The 18029-nt window shown below is 62.9% G+C and carries 10 protein-coding genes; 3 read left to right on the top strand and 7 right to left on the bottom strand.

Annotated elements, in window-relative coordinates:
• Positions 1 to 293 precede the first annotated feature (293 nt).
• Together IMX17_RS23840 and IMX17_RS23835 are read left to right on the top strand one after the other, a co-directional pair.
• Positions 294 to 1973, top strand: a complete 1680-nt coding sequence (locus IMX17_RS23840; RefSeq protein ID WP_033651202.1) for a ShlB/FhaC/HecB family hemolysin secretion/activation protein — start codon at positions 294 to 296, stop codon at positions 1971 to 1973.
• Between the two features lie 45 nt (positions 1974 to 2018).
• Positions 2019 to 6842 carry a hemagglutinin repeat-containing protein gene (locus tag IMX17_RS23835; RefSeq protein ID WP_193550290.1) on the top strand — a complete coding sequence of 1608 codons (4824 nt, stop codon included), beginning with the start codon at positions 2019 to 2021 and terminating at the stop codon, positions 6840 to 6842.
• Between the two features lie 45 nt (positions 6843 to 6887).
• On the opposite strand, the gene IMX17_RS23830 is transcribed toward IMX17_RS23835, so the two are convergent.
• The 6 genes from IMX17_RS23830 to IMX17_RS23805 all read right to left on the bottom strand — a co-directional run bounded on the left by IMX17_RS23830 (position 6888) and on the right by IMX17_RS23805 (position 13269).
• Positions 6888 to 8537 carry a Na/Pi cotransporter family protein gene (locus tag IMX17_RS23830; RefSeq protein WP_033644385.1) on the bottom strand — a complete coding sequence of 550 codons (1650 nt, stop codon included), beginning with the start codon at positions 8535 to 8537 and terminating at the stop codon, positions 6888 to 6890.
• A 207-nt stretch (positions 8538 to 8744) separates the two neighbouring features.
• Positions 8745 to 9737, bottom strand: a complete 993-nt coding sequence (locus IMX17_RS23825; protein ID WP_147823547.1) for an ABC transporter ATP-binding protein — start codon at positions 9735 to 9737, stop codon at positions 8745 to 8747.
• Positions 9738 to 9741: 4 nt separating this feature from the next.
• The gene (locus IMX17_RS23820; RefSeq protein WP_046897177.1) at positions 9742 to 10527 is read right to left on the bottom strand and encodes an ABC transporter permease; all 786 of its coding nucleotides are present in this window, start codon (positions 10525 to 10527) and stop codon (positions 9742 to 9744) included.
• Positions 10528 to 10544: 17 nt separating this feature from the next.
• Positions 10545 to 11390: an ABC transporter permease subunit gene (locus IMX17_RS23815; protein WP_046897176.1), complete on the bottom strand. Its 846-nt coding sequence runs from the start codon at positions 11388 to 11390 to the stop codon at positions 10545 to 10547.
• Positions 11387 to 12196 (bottom strand): alkaline phosphatase family protein, encoded by an 810-nt coding sequence (locus tag IMX17_RS23810; RefSeq protein WP_193550289.1) that lies wholly within the window; start codon positions 12194 to 12196, stop codon positions 11387 to 11389. The genes IMX17_RS23815 and IMX17_RS23810 overlap by 4 nt, the downstream gene beginning before the upstream one ends.
• 11 nt (positions 12197 to 12207) lie before the next feature.
• Complete coding sequence (locus tag IMX17_RS23805) at positions 12208 to 13269, bottom strand: ABC transporter substrate-binding protein (RefSeq protein WP_033631954.1); 1062 nt, start codon at positions 13267 to 13269, stop codon at positions 12208 to 12210.
• 193 nt (positions 13270 to 13462) lie between these two features.
• Between IMX17_RS23805 and IMX17_RS23800 the strand changes: the two genes are divergently transcribed.
• The gene (locus tag IMX17_RS23800; protein WP_193550288.1) at positions 13463 to 14173 is read left to right on the top strand and encodes a UTRA domain-containing protein; all 711 of its coding nucleotides are present in this window, start codon (positions 13463 to 13465) and stop codon (positions 14171 to 14173) included.
• 38 nt (positions 14174 to 14211) lie between these two features.
• Here IMX17_RS23800 and metH read toward each other — a convergent pair whose 3' ends face one another.
• A complete protein-coding gene (gene metH, locus IMX17_RS23795) occupies positions 14212 to 17907 on the bottom strand; it encodes a methionine synthase (RefSeq protein ID WP_193550287.1) in 3696 nt (1231 codons plus the stop codon).
• Between the last annotated feature and the right edge of the window lie 122 nt (positions 17908 to 18029).

Genomic DNA, 18029 nt, shown 5'->3' with positions numbered 1-18029 from the left:
CTCTATCATCCGTGAAAAATAAAAATTCAGATTCTTCCTATCCATGCCGATAATGTTGGCAAGGGGGAGAGATGCTCCACTTTTTTTAATTAATTAAGTCACCAGGGTTGCCCGCCAAAATAGAAGCAGCCTAATTATTATTTAGATCTATACCCACCGTCTTATTTGCTGCGGCAAATCGAGATACCTCGCAATGTGCATGTCGCTCATTATTTCGGGCCGGCCGTCGGTCGCCCGTGGTTAACCTCATGGATTGGGCTGGCTGCCCCGGCAGCCTCTCATAATGGATTACAATGATAAAAAAAATCACCGCCTTGATGCTGCTGGTCAGCACGGCCCTTTCCGCTGAAACCCTGCCGGATTCCCACATGATGCGGGATATGTCGATGGGGGAATCACGCCGCGCGCTGCAAGACAGCACGCGTGAAGTCAACCAGCTGATTGAACAGCGCCGCTATCAGCAACTGAAGCAACAGCGCCTGCTGGCGGAACCGGAACCGGCCGCGCCCGCCCTGCCGCAATCCGCGCAGTGCCTGCCGATCGCCGGCGTTTACCTGCAAGGCATTACTCTGCTCTCGCCGGCCGATTTGTCGGCCCTGAGCGCGCTGCCGGAAAACTGCATCAGCAGCAACGATATCAATCGCCTGACCCGCGAATTAACGCGCCTTTATGTGCAAAAAGGCTATATCACCGCACGCGTGCAAATTGTTCGCCCTAATTCGCAGGGGGAATTGGGGCTAAGCGTGACCGAAGGATTTATCGAGAAAATAGAAGGCGGCGATCGCTGGGTCAACAGCCGATTATTATTTCCTGGGCTGGAAGGCAAGCCGCTGAAATTAACCGAACTCGATCAAGGATTGGATCAGGCCAACCGTTTGCAATCGAATACCACCAAGCTGGATATATTACCCGGCCGCCAGGTTGGCGGTTCGGTCATTCGTTTGCGCAATCAGCACGCCAAGCCCTGGCTGATTACCGCCGGCACGGATAATTACGGCCAGAAAAGCACCGGCCAGTGGCTGGCGCGCGCCACCGCCACGCTGGACAGCCCGTTCGGCCTGTCGGACTTCGTCAGCCTGAACGCCAACAGCACGCTGGAAAACCCGGCTCACCGCTACAATCGCGCCTACACCCTGCTCTATTCGCTGCCGTACGGCGCGTTCACCTTCAGCGGGTTCGCCAGCTTCTCGTCCTATGAGAACCACCAGCAGCTGCCGCACAACGTGGTCAAACTGCACGGTCAGACCCAACAGTACGGGCTGCGCAGCGACTACGTGTTTTATCGCGACCACGATCAGATAGACAGCCTGAGCGGCCAGTTGACCTACAAGCGCATCGACAACTACTTCGAAAGCGTGCGTCTTGAGGTCAGCAGCCCAACGCTGACCCTGGCCGAGCTGAGCGCCAGCCATCTGCAAATTCTGCCCCATGGCGTGTTCAGCGCCAACCTCAGCGTCGAGCAGGGCCTGCCCTGGCTGGGCGCCGATCGCCACCCGAGTTCGGTGCACCTCGACAGCCAGTTCACCAAGGGCAAGCTGTTCGCCAACCTGAGCCAGCGCCTCAAGCTGGGTGATGCCACCTATCAGCTCAACAACCTGTTCTACGGCCAATACAGCCGCGACCCGCTGCCCGGCGTGGAGTGGCTTAGCCTTACCGATCGCAGCGCCGTGCGCGGCTTCAGCCGCAGCACCCAGTCCGGCGACAACGGCTGGTATCTGCAGAACACGCTGTCGCGCAGCTTCAATTTAGGCGCCGCCACGCTGACGCCGCGCCTTGGCGCCGACGTTGGCCGCATTCTGCCGCGTCAGGACAACTCGGGCTGGCGCAGCAGCGCCGGGGTGAGCAGCGGTGCCACGTTACGCTACCGGCAGGCGCTGGTCGATCTGGAGGTCAGCCGCGGCTGGATTTTGTCGAACCACGCCACGCCTGAAGATCCCGTTCAGGTGCTGGCGCGCTTTTCTTACACCTTTTAATCAGCAGTTTTGCAGGATCCCACGGCAATATACGGAGAGACATGGATGAAAAATAATAACTTCAGACTTTCGGCGGCAGGCAAACTGGCCGCCGCGCTGGCGATAATTCTCGCCGCTTCCGCCGGCGCCTACGCCGCAGAGATCGTCGCGGCCAACGGCGCCAACGGCCCCGGCGTCTCCACCGCAGCCACCGGCGCGCAGGTGGTCGATATCGTCGCGCCGAACGGCAACGGGCTGTCGCACAACCAATATCAGGACTTCAACGTCAACCAGCCCGGCGCGGTGCTGAACAACTCCCGCGAGGCGGGGCTGTCGCAGTTGGCCGGCCAACTGGGCGCCAACCCCAATCTGGGCGGACGCGAAGCCAGCGTGATCCTCAATGAAGTGATCGGCCGCAATCCGTCGCTACTGCATGGCCAGCAAGAGATCTTCGGCATGGCTGCCGACTACGTGCTGGCCAACCCGAACGGCATCAGCTGTCAGGGCTGCGGGTTCATCAATACCAGCCATTCCTCACTGGTGGTCGGCAACCCGCTGGTGGAAAACGGCGTGCTGCAGGGTTACAGCACCTTCGGTAACCGCAACACCCTGAGCCTCAATGGCACCCTGAACGCCGGCGGCGTACTGGATCTGATCGCGCCGAAGATCGACAGCCGCGGCGAAGTGATCGTGCAAGATTTCAAACATTCGAATGGTAAAGTGACCTCGGCGACGATCAACGCCATCAGCGGCCTTAACCGCGTGGCGCGCGACGGCACGGTGCAGGCCAGCCAACAGATGCCGACCGCGCTGGACAGCTACTACCTCGGCAGCATGCAGGCCGGGCGCATCAACATCATCAACACCGCGCAGGGCAGCGGCGTGAAGCTGGCCGGCAAGCTGACCGCCGGCGACGAGCTCAAGGTGAAAGCCTATGATATCCGCAGCGAAAGCCGCGTCGACGACGCCAGCAGCAACAAAAACGGCGGCGATAACTATCAAAATTACCGTGGCGGCATCTACGTCAACGATCGCAGCAGCAGCCAGAAGCTGACCCGCACCGAGCTGAAAGGCAAAAACATCAGCCTGGTGGCGGATAACCACGCGCATCTCACCGCCACCGATATCCGCGGCGAAGACGTCACGCTGCAGGGCGGCAAACTCACGCTCGACGGCCAGCAGTTGAAGCAGACGCAAGGCCATACCGACGATCGCTGGTTCTACTCCTGGCAATACGACGTCACCCGCGAGCGCGAACAGCTGCAGCAGGCAGGTAGCACCGTCGCCGCCAGCGGTAGCGCCAAACTCATCAGCACCCAGGAAGACGTGACGCTGCTGGGCGCCAACGTCAGCGCCGACCGCGCGCTGAGCGTCAAAGCGGCGCGCGACGTACACCTTGCCGGGCTGGTGGAGAAGGATAAATCCAGCGAGCGCGGCTACCAGCGCAACCACACCTCCAGCCTGCGCACCGGCAGATGGAGCAGCAGCGACGAAAGCGAGAGCCTGAAGGCCAGCGAACTGCGCAGCCAGGGCGAACTGACGTTGAAAGGCGGTCGCAATGTCTCGACTCAGGGCGCGAAGGTCCACGCCCAGCGCGATCTGACGATCGACGCAGACAACCAGATCCAGATCGGGGTGCAGAAAACCGCCAACGCCAAAGCGGTGCGCGATGACAAAACCTCCTGGGGCGGCATCGGCGGCGGCGACAACAAAAACAACAGTAATCGCCGCGAAGTCAGCCACGCTTCCGAATTGACCAGCGGCGGCACCCTGCGCCTGAACGGCCAGCAGGGCGTCACTATTACCGGCAGCAAGGCGCGCGGCCAGAAAGGCGGCGAAGTCACCGCCACCCACGGCGGCCTGCGCATCGACAACGCGCTGAGCACCACCGTGGACAAAATCGACGCGCGCACCGGCACCGTGTTCAACATCACCAGCAGCTCGCACAAGGCCGACAACAGCTACCAGAGCAGCACCGCCAGCGAGCTGAAGTCCGACACCAACCTGACGCTGGTCAGCCGCAAGGATGCTGACGTGATCGGCAGCCAGGTCGCCAGCGGCGGTGAGCTGAGCGTCGAGTCGAAGGCTGGCAACATCAACGTCAAGGCCGCCGAGCAGCAGCAGAACATCGACGAGCAGAAGACCGCGCTCACCGTTAACGGCTACGCCAAAGAAGCCGGCGACAAGCAATACCGCGCCGGTTTGCGCATCGAGCACACCAGCGACAGCGAGAAAACCACCCGCACCGAGAACAGCGCCTCAGGCCTCAGCGGCGGCAGCGTGAAGCTCAAGGCGGAGAAGGACGTGACCTTCAGCGGTTCTCAATTGGTGGCCGACAAAGGCGACGCCAGCGTCAGCGGCAACAAGGTTTCGTTCCTGGCGGCCGACGACAAAACGACCTCAAACACCGAGCAAACCAAGATCGGCGGCGGTTTCTATTACACCGGCGGCATCGACAAACTCGGCAGCGGCGTTGAGGCTGGCTACGAGAACAGCAAAACCCAGACGCAAAGCAGCAAGGCCGTCACCTCCGGCAGCGACGTCAAAGGCAACCTGACTGTCAACGCCCGCGACAAGCTGACCCAGCAAGGCGCGCAGCACAGCGTCGGCGGCGCCTATCGAGAGAACGCCACCGGCGTCGATCACCTGGCGGCCACCAACAGCAACAGCAGCACCACCCACAAGACCGACGTCGGCGTGAACATCGGCGCCAACGTCGATTACAGCGCCGTCACGCGTCCGGTCGAGCGTGCGGTCGGCAAAGCGACCAAGCTGGACGCCACCGGCGTCATCAATGATATCGGCGGCATCGGCGCGCCTAACGTCGGCCTGGATATCGGCGCACAGGGCGGCAGCAGCGAAAAACACAGCAGCAGCTCGCAGGCAGTGGTCAGCTCGGTGAAAGCCGGCAGCATCGACATCAATGCCAAAGGCGAAGTGCGCGATCAGGGCACGCAGTACCAGGCGAGCAAAGGCGCGGTCAACCTGACGGCGGATAGCCACCGCAGCGAAGCCGCAGCAAACCGTCAGGACGAGCAGAGCCGCGACACCCGCGGCAGCGCCGGCGTGCGCGTCTACACCACCACCGGCAGCGATCTGACCGTGGACGCCAAGGGCGAAGGCGGCACCCAGCGCAGCAACAGCAGCGCCAGCCAGGCGGTGACCGGCTCGATCGACGCGGCCAACGGCATCAACGTCAACGTGAAAAAAGACGCGGTCTATCAAGGTACCGCGCTGAACGGCGGCAGCGGTAAAACCGCCGTCAATGCCGGTGGCGATATCCGCTTCGATCAGGCCAGCGACAAACAGAGCGAGAACCACAGCGGCTTTAATGTCAAAGCGTCCGCCAAAGGCGGTTTCACCGCCGACAGCAAAAACTTCGGCGCCGGTTTCGGCGGCGGCACCAACAACGGTGAAAGCAGCAGCAGCACGGCGCAGGTCGGCAACGTCAGCGGCCAGGGCGTGGAGCTGAAGGCGGGCCGCGATCTGACTCTGCAGGGCACCAACGTCAAGAGCCAGGGCGACGTCAGCCTGAACGCGGGCAACAAGGTCGCGCTGCAGGCGGCGGAATCGACCCAAACGCGTAAGGAAAGCAAGCTGTCCGGCAATATCGATCTGGGCGCCGGCAGCAGCGACAGCAAGGAAAAAACCGGCGGCAGCCTCTCCGCCGGCGGCGCCTTTGACATCGCCAAGGTCAATGAGTCCGCGACCGAGCGCCAGGGCGCCACTATCGCCTCAGACGGCAAGGTCACCCTGTCCGCCAACGGCAAAGGCGATGACGCGCTGCATCTGCAGGGGGCCAAAGTCAGCGGCGGCAGCGCCGCGATCGAGGCGAAAAACGGCGGCATCCTGCTAGAGTCCGCCAAAAACGAGCAGCATAAAGACAACTGGAATCTGGGCATCAAAGCCAACGCCAGAGGCGGCCAAACATTCAACAAGGACGCCGGCGGCAAGATCGATCCGAACACCGGCAAAGACACCCATACGCTGGGGGCCGGTCTGAAGGTCGGCGTGGAACAGCAGGATAAAACCACCCACGCCAACGCCGGCATCACCGCAGGCGACGTGGCGATCAACAGCGGCAAGGACACCCGTCTCGCCGGCGCGCGCGTCGATGCCGACAGCGTCCAGGGCAAGGTGGGCGGCGATCTGCGCATTGAAAGCCGCAAAGACGTTGAGACAGGCGTGAAGGTGGATGTGGATGCCGGCCTGAGCCACAGCAACGATCCGGGCAGCAGCGTCACCTCCAAGCTGTCGAAGGTGGGCACGCCGCGCTACGCCGGTAAGGTGAAAGAGAAACTGGAGGCCGGGGTAAACAAAGTGGCCGACGCCACCACCGACAAATACAACAGCGTGGCGCGTCGCCTCGATCCGCAGCAGGACACCACCGGCGCGGTCAGCTTCAGCAAGGCCGACGGCAAAGTCACGCTGCCGGCAACGCCGGCCGGCGAAAAACCGCAAGGCCCACTGTGGGATCGCGGCGCACGCACCGTCGGCGGCGCGGTGAAAGACAGCATCACCGGTCCGGCCGGTCGCCAGGGGCACCTCAAGGTCAATGCCGACGTGGTGAACAACAACGCGGTTGGCGAGCAGTCGGCGATTACCGGCAAGCACGGCGTGGCGCTGCAGGTCGGCGGCCAAACCCAACTGACCGGCGGCGAGATCCGCAGCCAGCAGGGCAAGGTGGAACTGGGCGGCGGCAAGGTCAGCCAGCAGGACGTCAGCGGCCAGCGCTATCAGGGCGGCGGCCGCGTCGATGCGGCCGCCACGATCGGCGGGCTGTTAGGCGGCGCGGCGAAGCAAAGCGTCGACGGCAACGTGCCGTTCGCCAGCGGCCATGCTTCAACTCAGCAAGCGGACGCCAAAGCCGGGGTGTTCAGCGGCAAATAACGCGCCCCAACGCAACGCCCCCGGTTAAAACCGGGGGCGTTTTTTTTACAGCGTGCTCGGGGTGTCTTCCCAGTCGCGATCGTCGTCTTTCGCATCCTGATCCAATACGTTGTAGGCCACAGCGCAGAACAGCGAGTTCAGGCGCTTCATGTCCCCCAACAATCCCAAATGCAACGAACTGGTCTCGATGCTCTGCACGTTTTGCTGGTGCAAACGATCGACGTGCGCGTGCGCGTAGCGACGATCCAGAATGCGGAAACGGTGCTTGGAACGGCGCAGGCGCTTGGCGCTGGTGACGTCGCCGGACAGGAACACCGACAGCCCCAAGCGCAGATTGCCGATCAGCCGTTCGTGCAGCCCGTCCAGCTCCGCCAACCCTTCCGCCGAGAAGGCGCGGCGCGCGGCGTGCGACTTGGCGCCCACATCGCCGGCCATGCGCTCGATGATGTCGCCCGCCTGTTCCAGGTTGAGCGCCATTTCGATGATCTCCGCCCAGCGGCGCGAGTCTTCCTCGCCCAAGTCTTCCTTCTGGATCTGCGCCAGATACAGCTTGATGGCGGTGTACAGCACGTCGACGTCATCGTCGAGGCGCCGCACCTCTTTATCGACCCCCTGCTTACCGTGCAGCACCTCACGTTGCAGGATCATCATGTGTTCCACCACGTCGCCCATGCGCAGCGTTTCGCGCGCCGCGTTGGCCAACGCCAGCGTCGGCGTGTCCAGCGCGCTGGCGTCCAGATGGCGCGGCCGCATGCGCGGATCGTCGGCCGCTTCGTCGACGATCAGCCGTTCGCACAGCGTCGCCATCGGCCCGGCCAGCGGGATCATCACCAGGCAGCGGATCAGGTTGTAGAACACGTGGAAATAGATCACCAGCTCTTCGCTGCCGCCCGGCAGTTGAGCCATCAAATCCGCCAGATAGGAGACGAACGGCAGCACCAGTATGCAGCCCACCAGCTTGAACAGCAGGCTGCCGAGCGCCACGCGCCGCCCCGCGGCGTTCTGGCCGCTGGCGTTGATCATCGCCAGCAGACCGCTGCCGAGGTTGGCGCCGATCACCAGACAGAGCGCCACCTTCAGCGAAATCACGCCGGATGCGGTCAGGGTGGCGGTCAGCAGCACCGCCGCCAGGCTGGAATAGCTGACGATGGCGAACAGCGCGCCGGTCAGGGCATCCAGCATCACGTCGCCGGTCAGCGACGAGAACAGCACTTTCACCCCGGCCGCCTGGGTGATCGGCGTGGCGGCGGCGACGATCAGCTCCAGCGCCAGCACGATCAGCCCAAGGCCGATCAGGACGCGCCCGATCTGGCCGATCCGCATCTGTTTGCGGCTGAGGAACAGGAAGACGCCGACCAGGATCAGCAGCGGCGACAGCCAGGAAAGATCGAAGGTCAGCACGCGCGCCATCAGCGCGGTGCCGACGTCGGCGCCCAGCATGATCACCAGCGCAGGCGCCAGCCCCACCAGCCCCTGAGCGACGAAAGAGGTCACCAGCAGCGCGGTGGCGTTGCTGCTTTGCACCAGCGCGGTCACGCCGATGCCGGAAACGAACGCCAGCGGTTTTTTCTCAACGCTGTCGCTCAACACGCGCCGCAGATTGGCGCCGTAAACCCGCATGATCCCGGTGCGCACGATGTGGGTGCCCCACACCAACAGCGCCACGGACGAAAGCAGGTGAAGAAGGGTCAGCACGGAAGATACGCTCCATTAACGCCCGGCCAAAGGAGGCTGATACCCGATGTTTGTCACGCGACGCACAGAGGCGAGCCAAAGGATGACGGATACAGCGCGCGGTCCCGCCTGCCGGGCGTGGGTCTGGCAGGACAGCGGGCGGGCGGCAGACCGCAGAAGAGAAGGGTTAATGCGGCGGCGGGAAGGCCCCGGCGCCGCGCTGCGAAGTCATGCAACTTCCCGCAATACAACAGGTTCCAAGTGTAGCCCAATTTCCGCGCCGTCGGGCCGCAGGTCGGCCACCGAACGGTTGAGCACGTCAACCAGCAATTCTACCTCGCAAACCTGAATCCGATACCGTACCACATTCCCGAGCAAACTGTGACCCAGGATCACCCCGCCGATCCCCTGTCCGGCCGGCAACAGGCCGATCGATTCGGGGCGGATCGCCACCTTGCCGACATAGCTGCGCCCGGTCAAGCGGCCGGCCTGTTCGGCGCTCAGCAGGTTGTAGTTACCGATAAACCCGGCGGCGAAGGCATCCGCCGGCTGGGTATACAGGGTTTCCGCATCGCCGCTCTGCACGATCTGCCCCTTGTTCATCAGCACGATGCGATCCGATAGGGTCAGCGCTTCTTCCTGATCGTGGGTGACGAAGATCGCCGTCAGGTTCAGCTCGCGCTGAATGCGCCGGATCTGCTCGCGCAGGTGTTTGCGAATACGCGCATCCAGCGCCGACAGCGGTTCGTCGAGCAGCAGCAGACGCGGGCGAGTGACCAGCGATCGCGCCAACGCCACGCGCTGACACTGGCCGCCCGACAGCTGATGCGGATAGCGCTTCGCCAAATCGCTCAGCTCCACCAGCGCCAGCACCTCCTGCACCCGCTGGCCGATCTGTCCGGCCGCCAGCTTCTGCATTTTCAGTCCAAAGGCCACGTTGCCTTCCACCGTCATATTGGGAAACAGCGCATAGCTTTGGAACACCATGCCGATGCCGCGCTTTTGCGGTGCCAGCGGCACCAGATCCTGGCCCTGCAGCAAAATTTGCCCGCTGTCGACCGGGGTCAGACCGGCCAGACAGCGCAGCAGCGTCGATTTGCCGCAGCCGCTTGGCCCCAGCAGGGTGACGAACTCCCCCTCTTCGGCGGTGAAATCGATATCCTGAAACACCTGGGTCTGGCCATAGTGTTTGTTCAGGCGGGTGACGTTGAGATAAGCCATCGGGTTAGCCCTTGTTTTTATTCAGCAGGTTCGCCAGCCAGGTGACGAGCAGCACCACGGCGAAATAGGAAATGACCAGCGCGCTGGTAAAGTGCCCGCTGCCGTTGCGCATATTGAACAGATAGACCTGCAGCGTTTCATACTGGCTGCCCACCAGCAGGTTGGCGAACACGAACTCGCCGATCAGGAACGAAAACGACAGCAACACGGCGATCGTTCCGCCCTTGCGCAGGTTCGGCAGCACCACCCAAAGCGCCGCCTGCCAAGTGCTGGCGCCGAGCAGGTGCGCGGCGTCCATCAGATCGCGCAGGTTGATCGCCTGCATGTTGTTGCTGATGGCGCGGTAGATAAACGGCAGCGCGATGGTGAAATAGCAGCCCACCAAAATCCAGGGGGTGCCGAGCAGCGGCAGCGGATCGGCGGCGAACAGCTGCATCAGCCCCACCGCCGACACCACCGGCGGCACGGCGAACGGCAGCAGGATCAGCACGTTCATCACCGCGTCAAGCCTAGGGAAGTAGTAAGCGATCACAAACATCGCCGGCAGGATCACCACCACCGACAGCAGCAACGTGCCAAAGCAGATCAGCAGCGAGTGCCACAGCGCCAGCAAAAAGCGCGAATCGCTCCACAGCGCCGTCAGCCACTTCAGGGTAAAACCGTCCGGCAAAATGGTGGCGCCCCACTGGGTGGCCAGCGCGTAAACCAGCGTCGCCGCCAGCGGCAGCAGCAGAATCAACAGCAGCAGGCCGGTCACCGTGCGGTGGTACAGGCGTTCAACACGCGACATGAGCATTCTCCATCCGATTATGAGCGCGCATTGAGGTAGCTCCTGCGCAGCATCCATTGGTGGATCACCGTGATAAACGCCATCATCGCCACCAGCAGCATCGCCAACGCGCTGGCCAGGTTCGGATCGAGGGAGATGTCCCCCGCCACCAGCGCCGAGATGCGGATCGGGATCACGTTGAAGTTGCCGGTGGTCAGCGCGTACACCGTGGCGTAGGCGCCCAGCGCGTTGGCCAGCAGGATGACGAAGGTGCCCATCAGCGCCGGCGCCAACACCGGCAGGCCGATATGCCGCCAGTAGCGCCAGGGGCCGGCGCCAAGCAGCGCCGCCGACTCGCGCCAATCGGCGCGCAGCGCATCGAACGCCGGATAGAGCAACAGCACGCCCAACGGGATCTGGAAGTAGGTATACAGCACGATCAGGCCGCTCTTCGAATAGAGGTTGAAGCTCTCCATCAAACCGTATTTGCGCAGCAGCAGCGTCAGGCAGCCGTTCAACCCCAGCAGAATGACGAAGGCGAACGCCAGCGGCACCCCGGCGAAGTTGCTGGTCATGTTGGTGAACGACATCACGAAGTCATGAAAGCGGGTCTGGCCGAGCTGGCGAAGTGAGTAACTGCCCACTAATGCAATCAGCAAGCCGTAGACGCTCGACCACAGCGAGATCTCCAGCGAGAACTGAAAGGCCTGCAGGTAGAACGGCGACGTGAGGATATCGACATAGTTGCCCCATCCCCAGCCGCCGGTCTCGCTGAAAAAGCTGTGAACCGCGATCCACACCAGCGGGGCGATCTGAAACGCGCCGAACAGCACGATAAACGGCAGCAGGCACAGCGCGGCGATCCATTTGGTTTTGCTGTTCATCGCGCATCCTGCACCAGCAGCGCCCGGCAGCGCGGCTTGTCGTGCGGCGCCTGCAGCAGATCGCAGATCGTGCCGCACAGCTCGGTTTGCTGCGGATCGGCGTCGTCCAGGCTGAAACCCGCGCCGAACACGAACAGCGGCACCTGGCGCTCTTCCGGCAACACCCCGCCGTGGCTGCGATCGTCGTTCATGCCGTGGTCGGCGGTGACCAGCACCTGATAACCGGCCGCCAGCCACTCGGGCAGGTAGCGCGACAGCGAGCCGTCGGCGCGCCGCGCCGCGTTGCGGTACTGCGGCGAAGAGAGGCCGAAGCGGTGGCCGGCGTCGTCGATGTTCATCGGATGGATCAGCAAGAAGTCCGGCTGATGACGCTGGCGCAGGCTTTCGGCGTCGTCGAACAGATGGCTGTCGGGATAGCCGTCGTCGTAATAGAAATGCCCGTGCTGGATCGGCAGTTCGGGAGCGTCGGTGTGGCGGTCGCGCGCGGCGTCGAACGGCGTACGGTTATACAATTCGCTGAACCAATGATACGCGGCGGCGGCGGTGGTCAGCCCGGCGGCGCGCGCGTAATGAAACACGCTTTGTTGATGAGAAAGGCGCGAGACGTGGTTGTGCACCACACCGCTCTCCACCGGCGTGACGCCGGTGAGGATGCATTCATACAGCGGCCGGGAGAGCGAGGGCAACTCGCTCTCCAGCAGGTACAACCGCCCGCGTCCCGCCGCGCATTCGGCCTGCAGATACCCCATGGCGTCGTGCGCCACCCGGTAGTTGAGGCCGTCCAGCAGCACGAGGATCGTTTTCATGGTGCGTTAACTCACTGCTGCATAAACATAATGACGTTTTCCTGCCACAGACGCGGCAGCGCTTTGGCGCTCTGTTCCCAGGCCGCCGGATCGGCGATCGGGTGCGCATTCTTGTACTGCTCGGCCGGCAGCAGCTTGGCCTTGACGTCGTCCGGCAGCGTCAGATGTTCGGCGCGGATCGGGCGGGCATAGCCGCGCGCCAGGTTGATCTGGCCGGCGTCGGAGAAGATGTATTCGCGCGCCAGCTTGGCGGCGTTCGGGTGCTTGGCGTATTTGTTGATGATGGTGGTGTAGCCGGAGGTGATCGAGCCGTCCGACGGGATCAGCACTTCAAAACGGGTTTTGTCGATCTGATCGCGGTAGTTCAGGCCATTGAAGTCCCACACCACGCCAACCTGCACTTCCCCTTTCTCCAGAGATGCGATCACCGGGTTACTCAGGCTCAGGCGGCCGGCTTTGGCCAGCTTGCCGAAGAATTCCAGGCCCGGCTTGAGGTTTTTCTCGTTGCCGCCCATGGCGTAGGTGGCGGCCAGCACGCCGCTGGCCGCCTGCGACGCGGTGCCGACGTCGCCGATGGTGACCTGATAGCTGCCCTTGAGCAGATCGGCCCAGCTGTGCGGGATGTCTTTCACCTGCTGCTTGTTGATGATGAAGGCGATGGTGCCGGTGTAAGCCAGCGCCCAGTGGCCGTCTTTGTCTTTCGCCCACTCCGGCACCTGATCCCAGGTAGACGGTTTGTACGGCTGCGTTACGCCCTTCTGCACCGCCACCGGGCCGAAGGCCGCGCCGACGTCACCGATGTCCGCCGTGGCGTTGTTCTTTTCCGCATCGAATTTGGCAATCTCCTGCGCGGAGCTCATGTCGGTATCGACATGCTTCAGGCCGTACTTGCTCAACAGATCTTGCCAGGTGCCTTTCCAGTTGGCCCAGCTGTCCGGCATGCCGACGCTGTTGACTTCGCCTTCTTTCTTCGCGGCCTGCTCCAGCGCCGCCAGATCGGTATCCGCGGCCCAGCTCATCTGGCTGGATAACACGATGGCACTGGTTAACACAGAAGCGCACAAACGTTTCATAACTGATGCTCCAGGTGGTAGTGTGGGGATGGCTGGACTAGTCCAGCAGGGACCAAACCAATCTAACGGACGAATGTGATAATTATATGTCAGCTTAAAAAAGCGACAGTTTTATCACCCATTGCAACGGCGAAAACGCGACGCTGGTCTACCTTAAGGAAGGCCAAACGCACTGAAACGGGACACCCGCTGTATGAGTGAAGCACCGACGACCGTCGCCACCATCTGCCAAACGCTGCACGCCCGCATCACCGCCGGCGAGTTCGCCGTGGGCGGCAAGCTGCCCTCCGAACGCGCCCTGAGCGAGCAATTCGCCACCACCCGCATTACCTTGCAGGAGGCGCTCGGCCAGTTGGAGGCGCAGGGCGTCATCTACCGCCAGGTGCGGCGCGGCTGGTTCATCTCGCCGCCACGTTTGATCTACAACCCGCTGCAGCGCAGCCATTTTCACGCCATGGCGCAGCAGCAGGGGCGCGCCGCGCATACCGAAGCGATCGACAGCGCGGTCGTCACGCTCGACGCGCCGCTGGCCGGCCGCCTGGCGCTGCCTCCTGGCGCGCAGGCCTATCGCATTCGCCGGCTGCGCTACATCGACGGGCGCGCGGTGCTGTACTGCGAGCACTACCTCAATCCGGCCTATTTCCCCGGCATTCTGGACGAAGATCTGACCCAGTCGCTGACCGCGCTGTACGCCGCGCGCTACGGCATTTACTACGGCCGGGTACGTTTCGACATGCTGCCCACCCTGCTGCCGCAGCAGGCCGCCGCCATGCTGAAGGTGACCTACGGCAGCCCGGCGCTGTTCATTACGCGGGTGAATCGCGATCAACATGACCGGGTGATCGATTGCGACCTGGAGTATTGGCGTTACGACGCGCTGCACATCGATGTGGAAGCGCTGTAAATGGCAAGGGCGCATCGCTGCGCCCTTAAAGAGGAAAGTCAGTCGGCGTCGTAGCCGAGGTTTGGCGCCAGCCAGCGCTCGACCTCGCTCACGCTCATCCCTTTACGCGCCGCGTAGTCTTCCACCTGATCGCGCTGGATCTGCGCCACCGCGAAGTACTTGCTCTCGGGGTGGCTGAAGTACCAGCCGGACACCGCCGCCCCCGGCCACATGGCGAAGGACTCCGTCAGTTCCATGCCGGTGTGGCGGTTGACGTCCAACAGCTGCCAGATGGTCGCTTTTTCGGTGTGCTCCGGGCAGGCCGGGTAGCCCGGCGCCGGCCGGATGCCCTGATAGTTTTCCCGGATCAGCTCCTCGTTGCTCAGGCTCTCGTCGGCGGCATAGCCCCAGTGCAGCTTGCGCACCTGTTCGTGCAGGTATTCGGCAAAAGCCTCCGCCAAACGATCCGCCAGCGCCTTGACCATGATTTTGTTGTAATCGTCATGCTGCGCGTCGTACGCCGCCGCCAGCGCGTCTTCCTCCAGCCCGCCGGTCACCGCGAAGGCGCCGAAGTAGTCGGCTTTGCCGCTGCTTTTCGGCGCCACAAAGTCCGCCAGGCAGTAGTTCGGGAAGTCGGTTTTTTCCGTCTGTTGCCGCAGGTGGCGGCTCACCGCCAACACCTCGTCACGCCGTTCGTCGCGGTATACCTCCACGTCGTCGCCGACGCGGTTGGCCGGGAACAGGCCGTAAACGCCGCGCGGGTTGAGGCTGCGCTCGGCGGTCAACCGATCCAGCATCTGATTGGCGTCATGGAACAGGCGCTTGGCCTCTTCCCCCACCACCTCATCCTCGAGGATGCGCGGGTACTTGCCCGCCAGCGACCAGGTCATGAAGAACGGCGTCCAGTCGATATAGTGGCGCAGCGTCTCGATGCCGGCCGACACCGGAAACACGCCAAGCTGCCGCGGCGCCGGCGGCTGATAGTCGGCCCAGTCCAGCGCCATGGCGTTGGCACGCGCCTTGTGCAAATCGACCGGCGGCGTGCGCGGCTTTTTGCGCGCGTGTTGAATGCGCACCGTTTCATACTCTTTGCGGGTGCGCGCCACAAACTCGTCGCGCAGGGAGGCGGACAGCAGCGCCGACACCACGCCCACGGTGCGCGAAGCGTTTTGCACGTAGGTGGTCGGGCCGCTGTAGTTCTGCTCGATTTTCACCGCGGTGTGCGCCTTGGAGGTGGTGGCGCCGCCGATCAGCAGCGGCAGCGTAAAGCCCTGGCGCTCCATCTCTTTGGCCACGTTGACCATCTCGTCGAGCGACGGCGTGATCAGCCCCGACAGGCCGATGATGTCGACATTCTCCTCGCGCGCGGTGCGCAGGATTTTCTCCGTCGGCACCATCACGCCAAGATCGACGATTTCATAGTTGTTGCACTGCAGCACCACGCCGACGATGTTCTTGCCGATGTCGTGCACGTCGCCCTTCACCGTCGCCAACAGGATTTTCCCCGCGGAGGTGCCCTGCTGCTTGCTGGCCTCGATGTACGGTTCCAGGTAGGCCACCGCCTGCTTCATCACGCGGGCGGATTTCACCACCTGCGGCAGGAACATCTTGCCCTCGCCGAACAGATCGCCGACCACGTTCATCCCCGCCATCAGCGGCCCCTCGATCACTTCGATCGGGCGTTCGGCCTGCTGCCGCGCTTCTTCGGTATCCAGCTCGATAAACTCGGTGATGCCCTTCACCAGCGAGTATTCCAGCCGCTTCTCCACCGGCCAGCCGCGCCATTCCGCCTGCTGTACCGCCGCTTCGCCGTCTTTGCTGCCGCGGTACTTTTCCGCCAGTTCCAGCAGGCGTTCGGTGCCATCCTCGCGACGGTTGAGGATCACGTCTTCTACCGCCTCGCGCAGCTCGCCAGGCAGATCGTCGTAAATCGCCAGCTGCCCGGCGTTGACGATGCCCATGTCCATGCCGTTGCGAATGGCGTGATACAGGAATACCGCGTGGATTGCTTCACGCACCGGATCGTTGCCGCGGAACGAGAACGACACGTTGGACACCCCGCCGGAGATCATCGCATGCGGCAGGTGGGTTTTGATGTCGGCGCAGGCTTCGATAAAGTCGACGGCGTAGTTGTTGTGCTCTTCGATGCCGGTGGCGACGGCGAAGATGTTCGGGTCGAAAATGATGTCTTCCGGCGGGAAACCGACGCGTTCGGTCAAAATTTTATAGGCGCGGCGACAGATCTCAAACTTGCGCTCGCGGGTGTCCGCCTGGCCCACTTCGTCGAACGCCATCACCACCACCGCGGCGCCATAGCGACGCACCAGCCGGGCGTGGTGGATAAAGGCCTCTTCGCCCTCCTTCATCGAGATCGAGTTGACGATACCCTTGCCCTGAATGCACTTCAGGCCTTTCTCGATAACGGACCACTTGGAGGAGTCGATCATGATCGGCACCCGGGCGATATCCGGCTCGCCGGCGATCAGGTTGAGGAAGCGCACCATCGCCGCTTCGGCGTCGAGCATCCCCTCGTCCATGTTGATGTCGATGATCTGCGCGCCGCTTTCGACCTGCTGTCGCGCCACGTCGAGCGCCTCGTTGTATTTCTCTTCTTTGATCAGGCGCTTGAATCGCGCCGAACCGGTGACGTTGGTGCGCTCGCCGACGTTGACGAACAGGGTGTTGGCGTCGATGGTCAGCGGTTCCAGACCGGCCAGGCGGCAGGCGACCGGGATATCCGGCAGCCGGCGCGGCGGCACGCCCTCGACCGCCTTGGCCATCGCGGCGATATGTTCCGGCGTGGTGCCGCAGCAACCGCCAATGATATTGAGGAAGCCGGCCTGCGCCCACTCCCCGACCTGGCGCGCCATCTCGGCCGCATTCAGATCGTACTCGCCGAAGGCGTTCGGCAAACCGGCGTTCGGGTGCGCGGTGACGTAGGTCTCCGAGATGCGCGCCAGCTCGGCGACGTACTGACGCAGCTCATCCGGCCCCAGAGCGCAGTTCAGGCCGAAGGTCAGCGGCTTGACGTGGCGCAGCGAATTGTAAAACGCTTCGGTGGTCTGGCCGGACAGGGTGCGGCCGGAGGCGTCGGTGATGGTGCCGGAAATCATGATCGGCAGTTCCACCCCCAGCGCTTCGAATTCGGTTTCCACCGCAAAAGCGGCGGCCTTGGCGTTGAGGGTGTCGAAGATGGTTTCGATCATGATCAGATCGACGCCGCCCTCCACCAGCGCGCGGGTCGATTCGCGGTAAGCCGCCACCAGTTCATCGAACGAGATGTTGCGGAACGCCGGATCGTTGACGTTCGGCGAGATGGACGCGGTGCGGTTGGTCGGCCCCAACACCCCGGCGACGTAGCGCGGTTTTTCCGGCGTGCGCGCCGTCCATTCGTCGGCGCAGGCGCGCGCCAGGCAGGCGGCCTGGTAGTTAATCTCGGCGGACAGCGACTCCATGTGGTAGTCGGCCATGGCGATGGGGGTGGCGTTGAAGGTATTGGTCTCAAGGATATCGGCGCCCGCCTCGAGGTAGGCGTAATGAATGGCGGTGATCACTTCCGGCTTGGTCAGCACCAGCAGATCGTTATTGCCTTTCAGATCGCTGCGCCAGTCGGCGAAACGCTCACCGCGGAAATCGCGCTCATCCAGACGGTAGCTCTGGATCATGGTGCCCATGCCGCCGTCCAACACCAAAATGCGCTGCGCTAACTGGCGGCGCAGTTGTTCTACTCGATTCGTCACTGTAACCCCTTCCATTGCCATCCAGCCCGTTGCTCAACTGCCGCAAAAACCAACGAGTCATCCTAGCACAGCTTGTAAGGACAAAGGGCCAGGCGACAATTGAGAGTTTTTCAGGTTGTGCGCCAACACCTCCGATG

The sequence above is a fragment of the Serratia sp. X3 genome, from assembly GCF_014982455.1.
Classification (GTDB): domain Bacteria; phylum Pseudomonadota; class Gammaproteobacteria; order Enterobacterales; family Enterobacteriaceae; genus Serratia; species Serratia ureilytica.
This window is presented reverse-complemented; position numbering and strand designations above follow the sequence as displayed.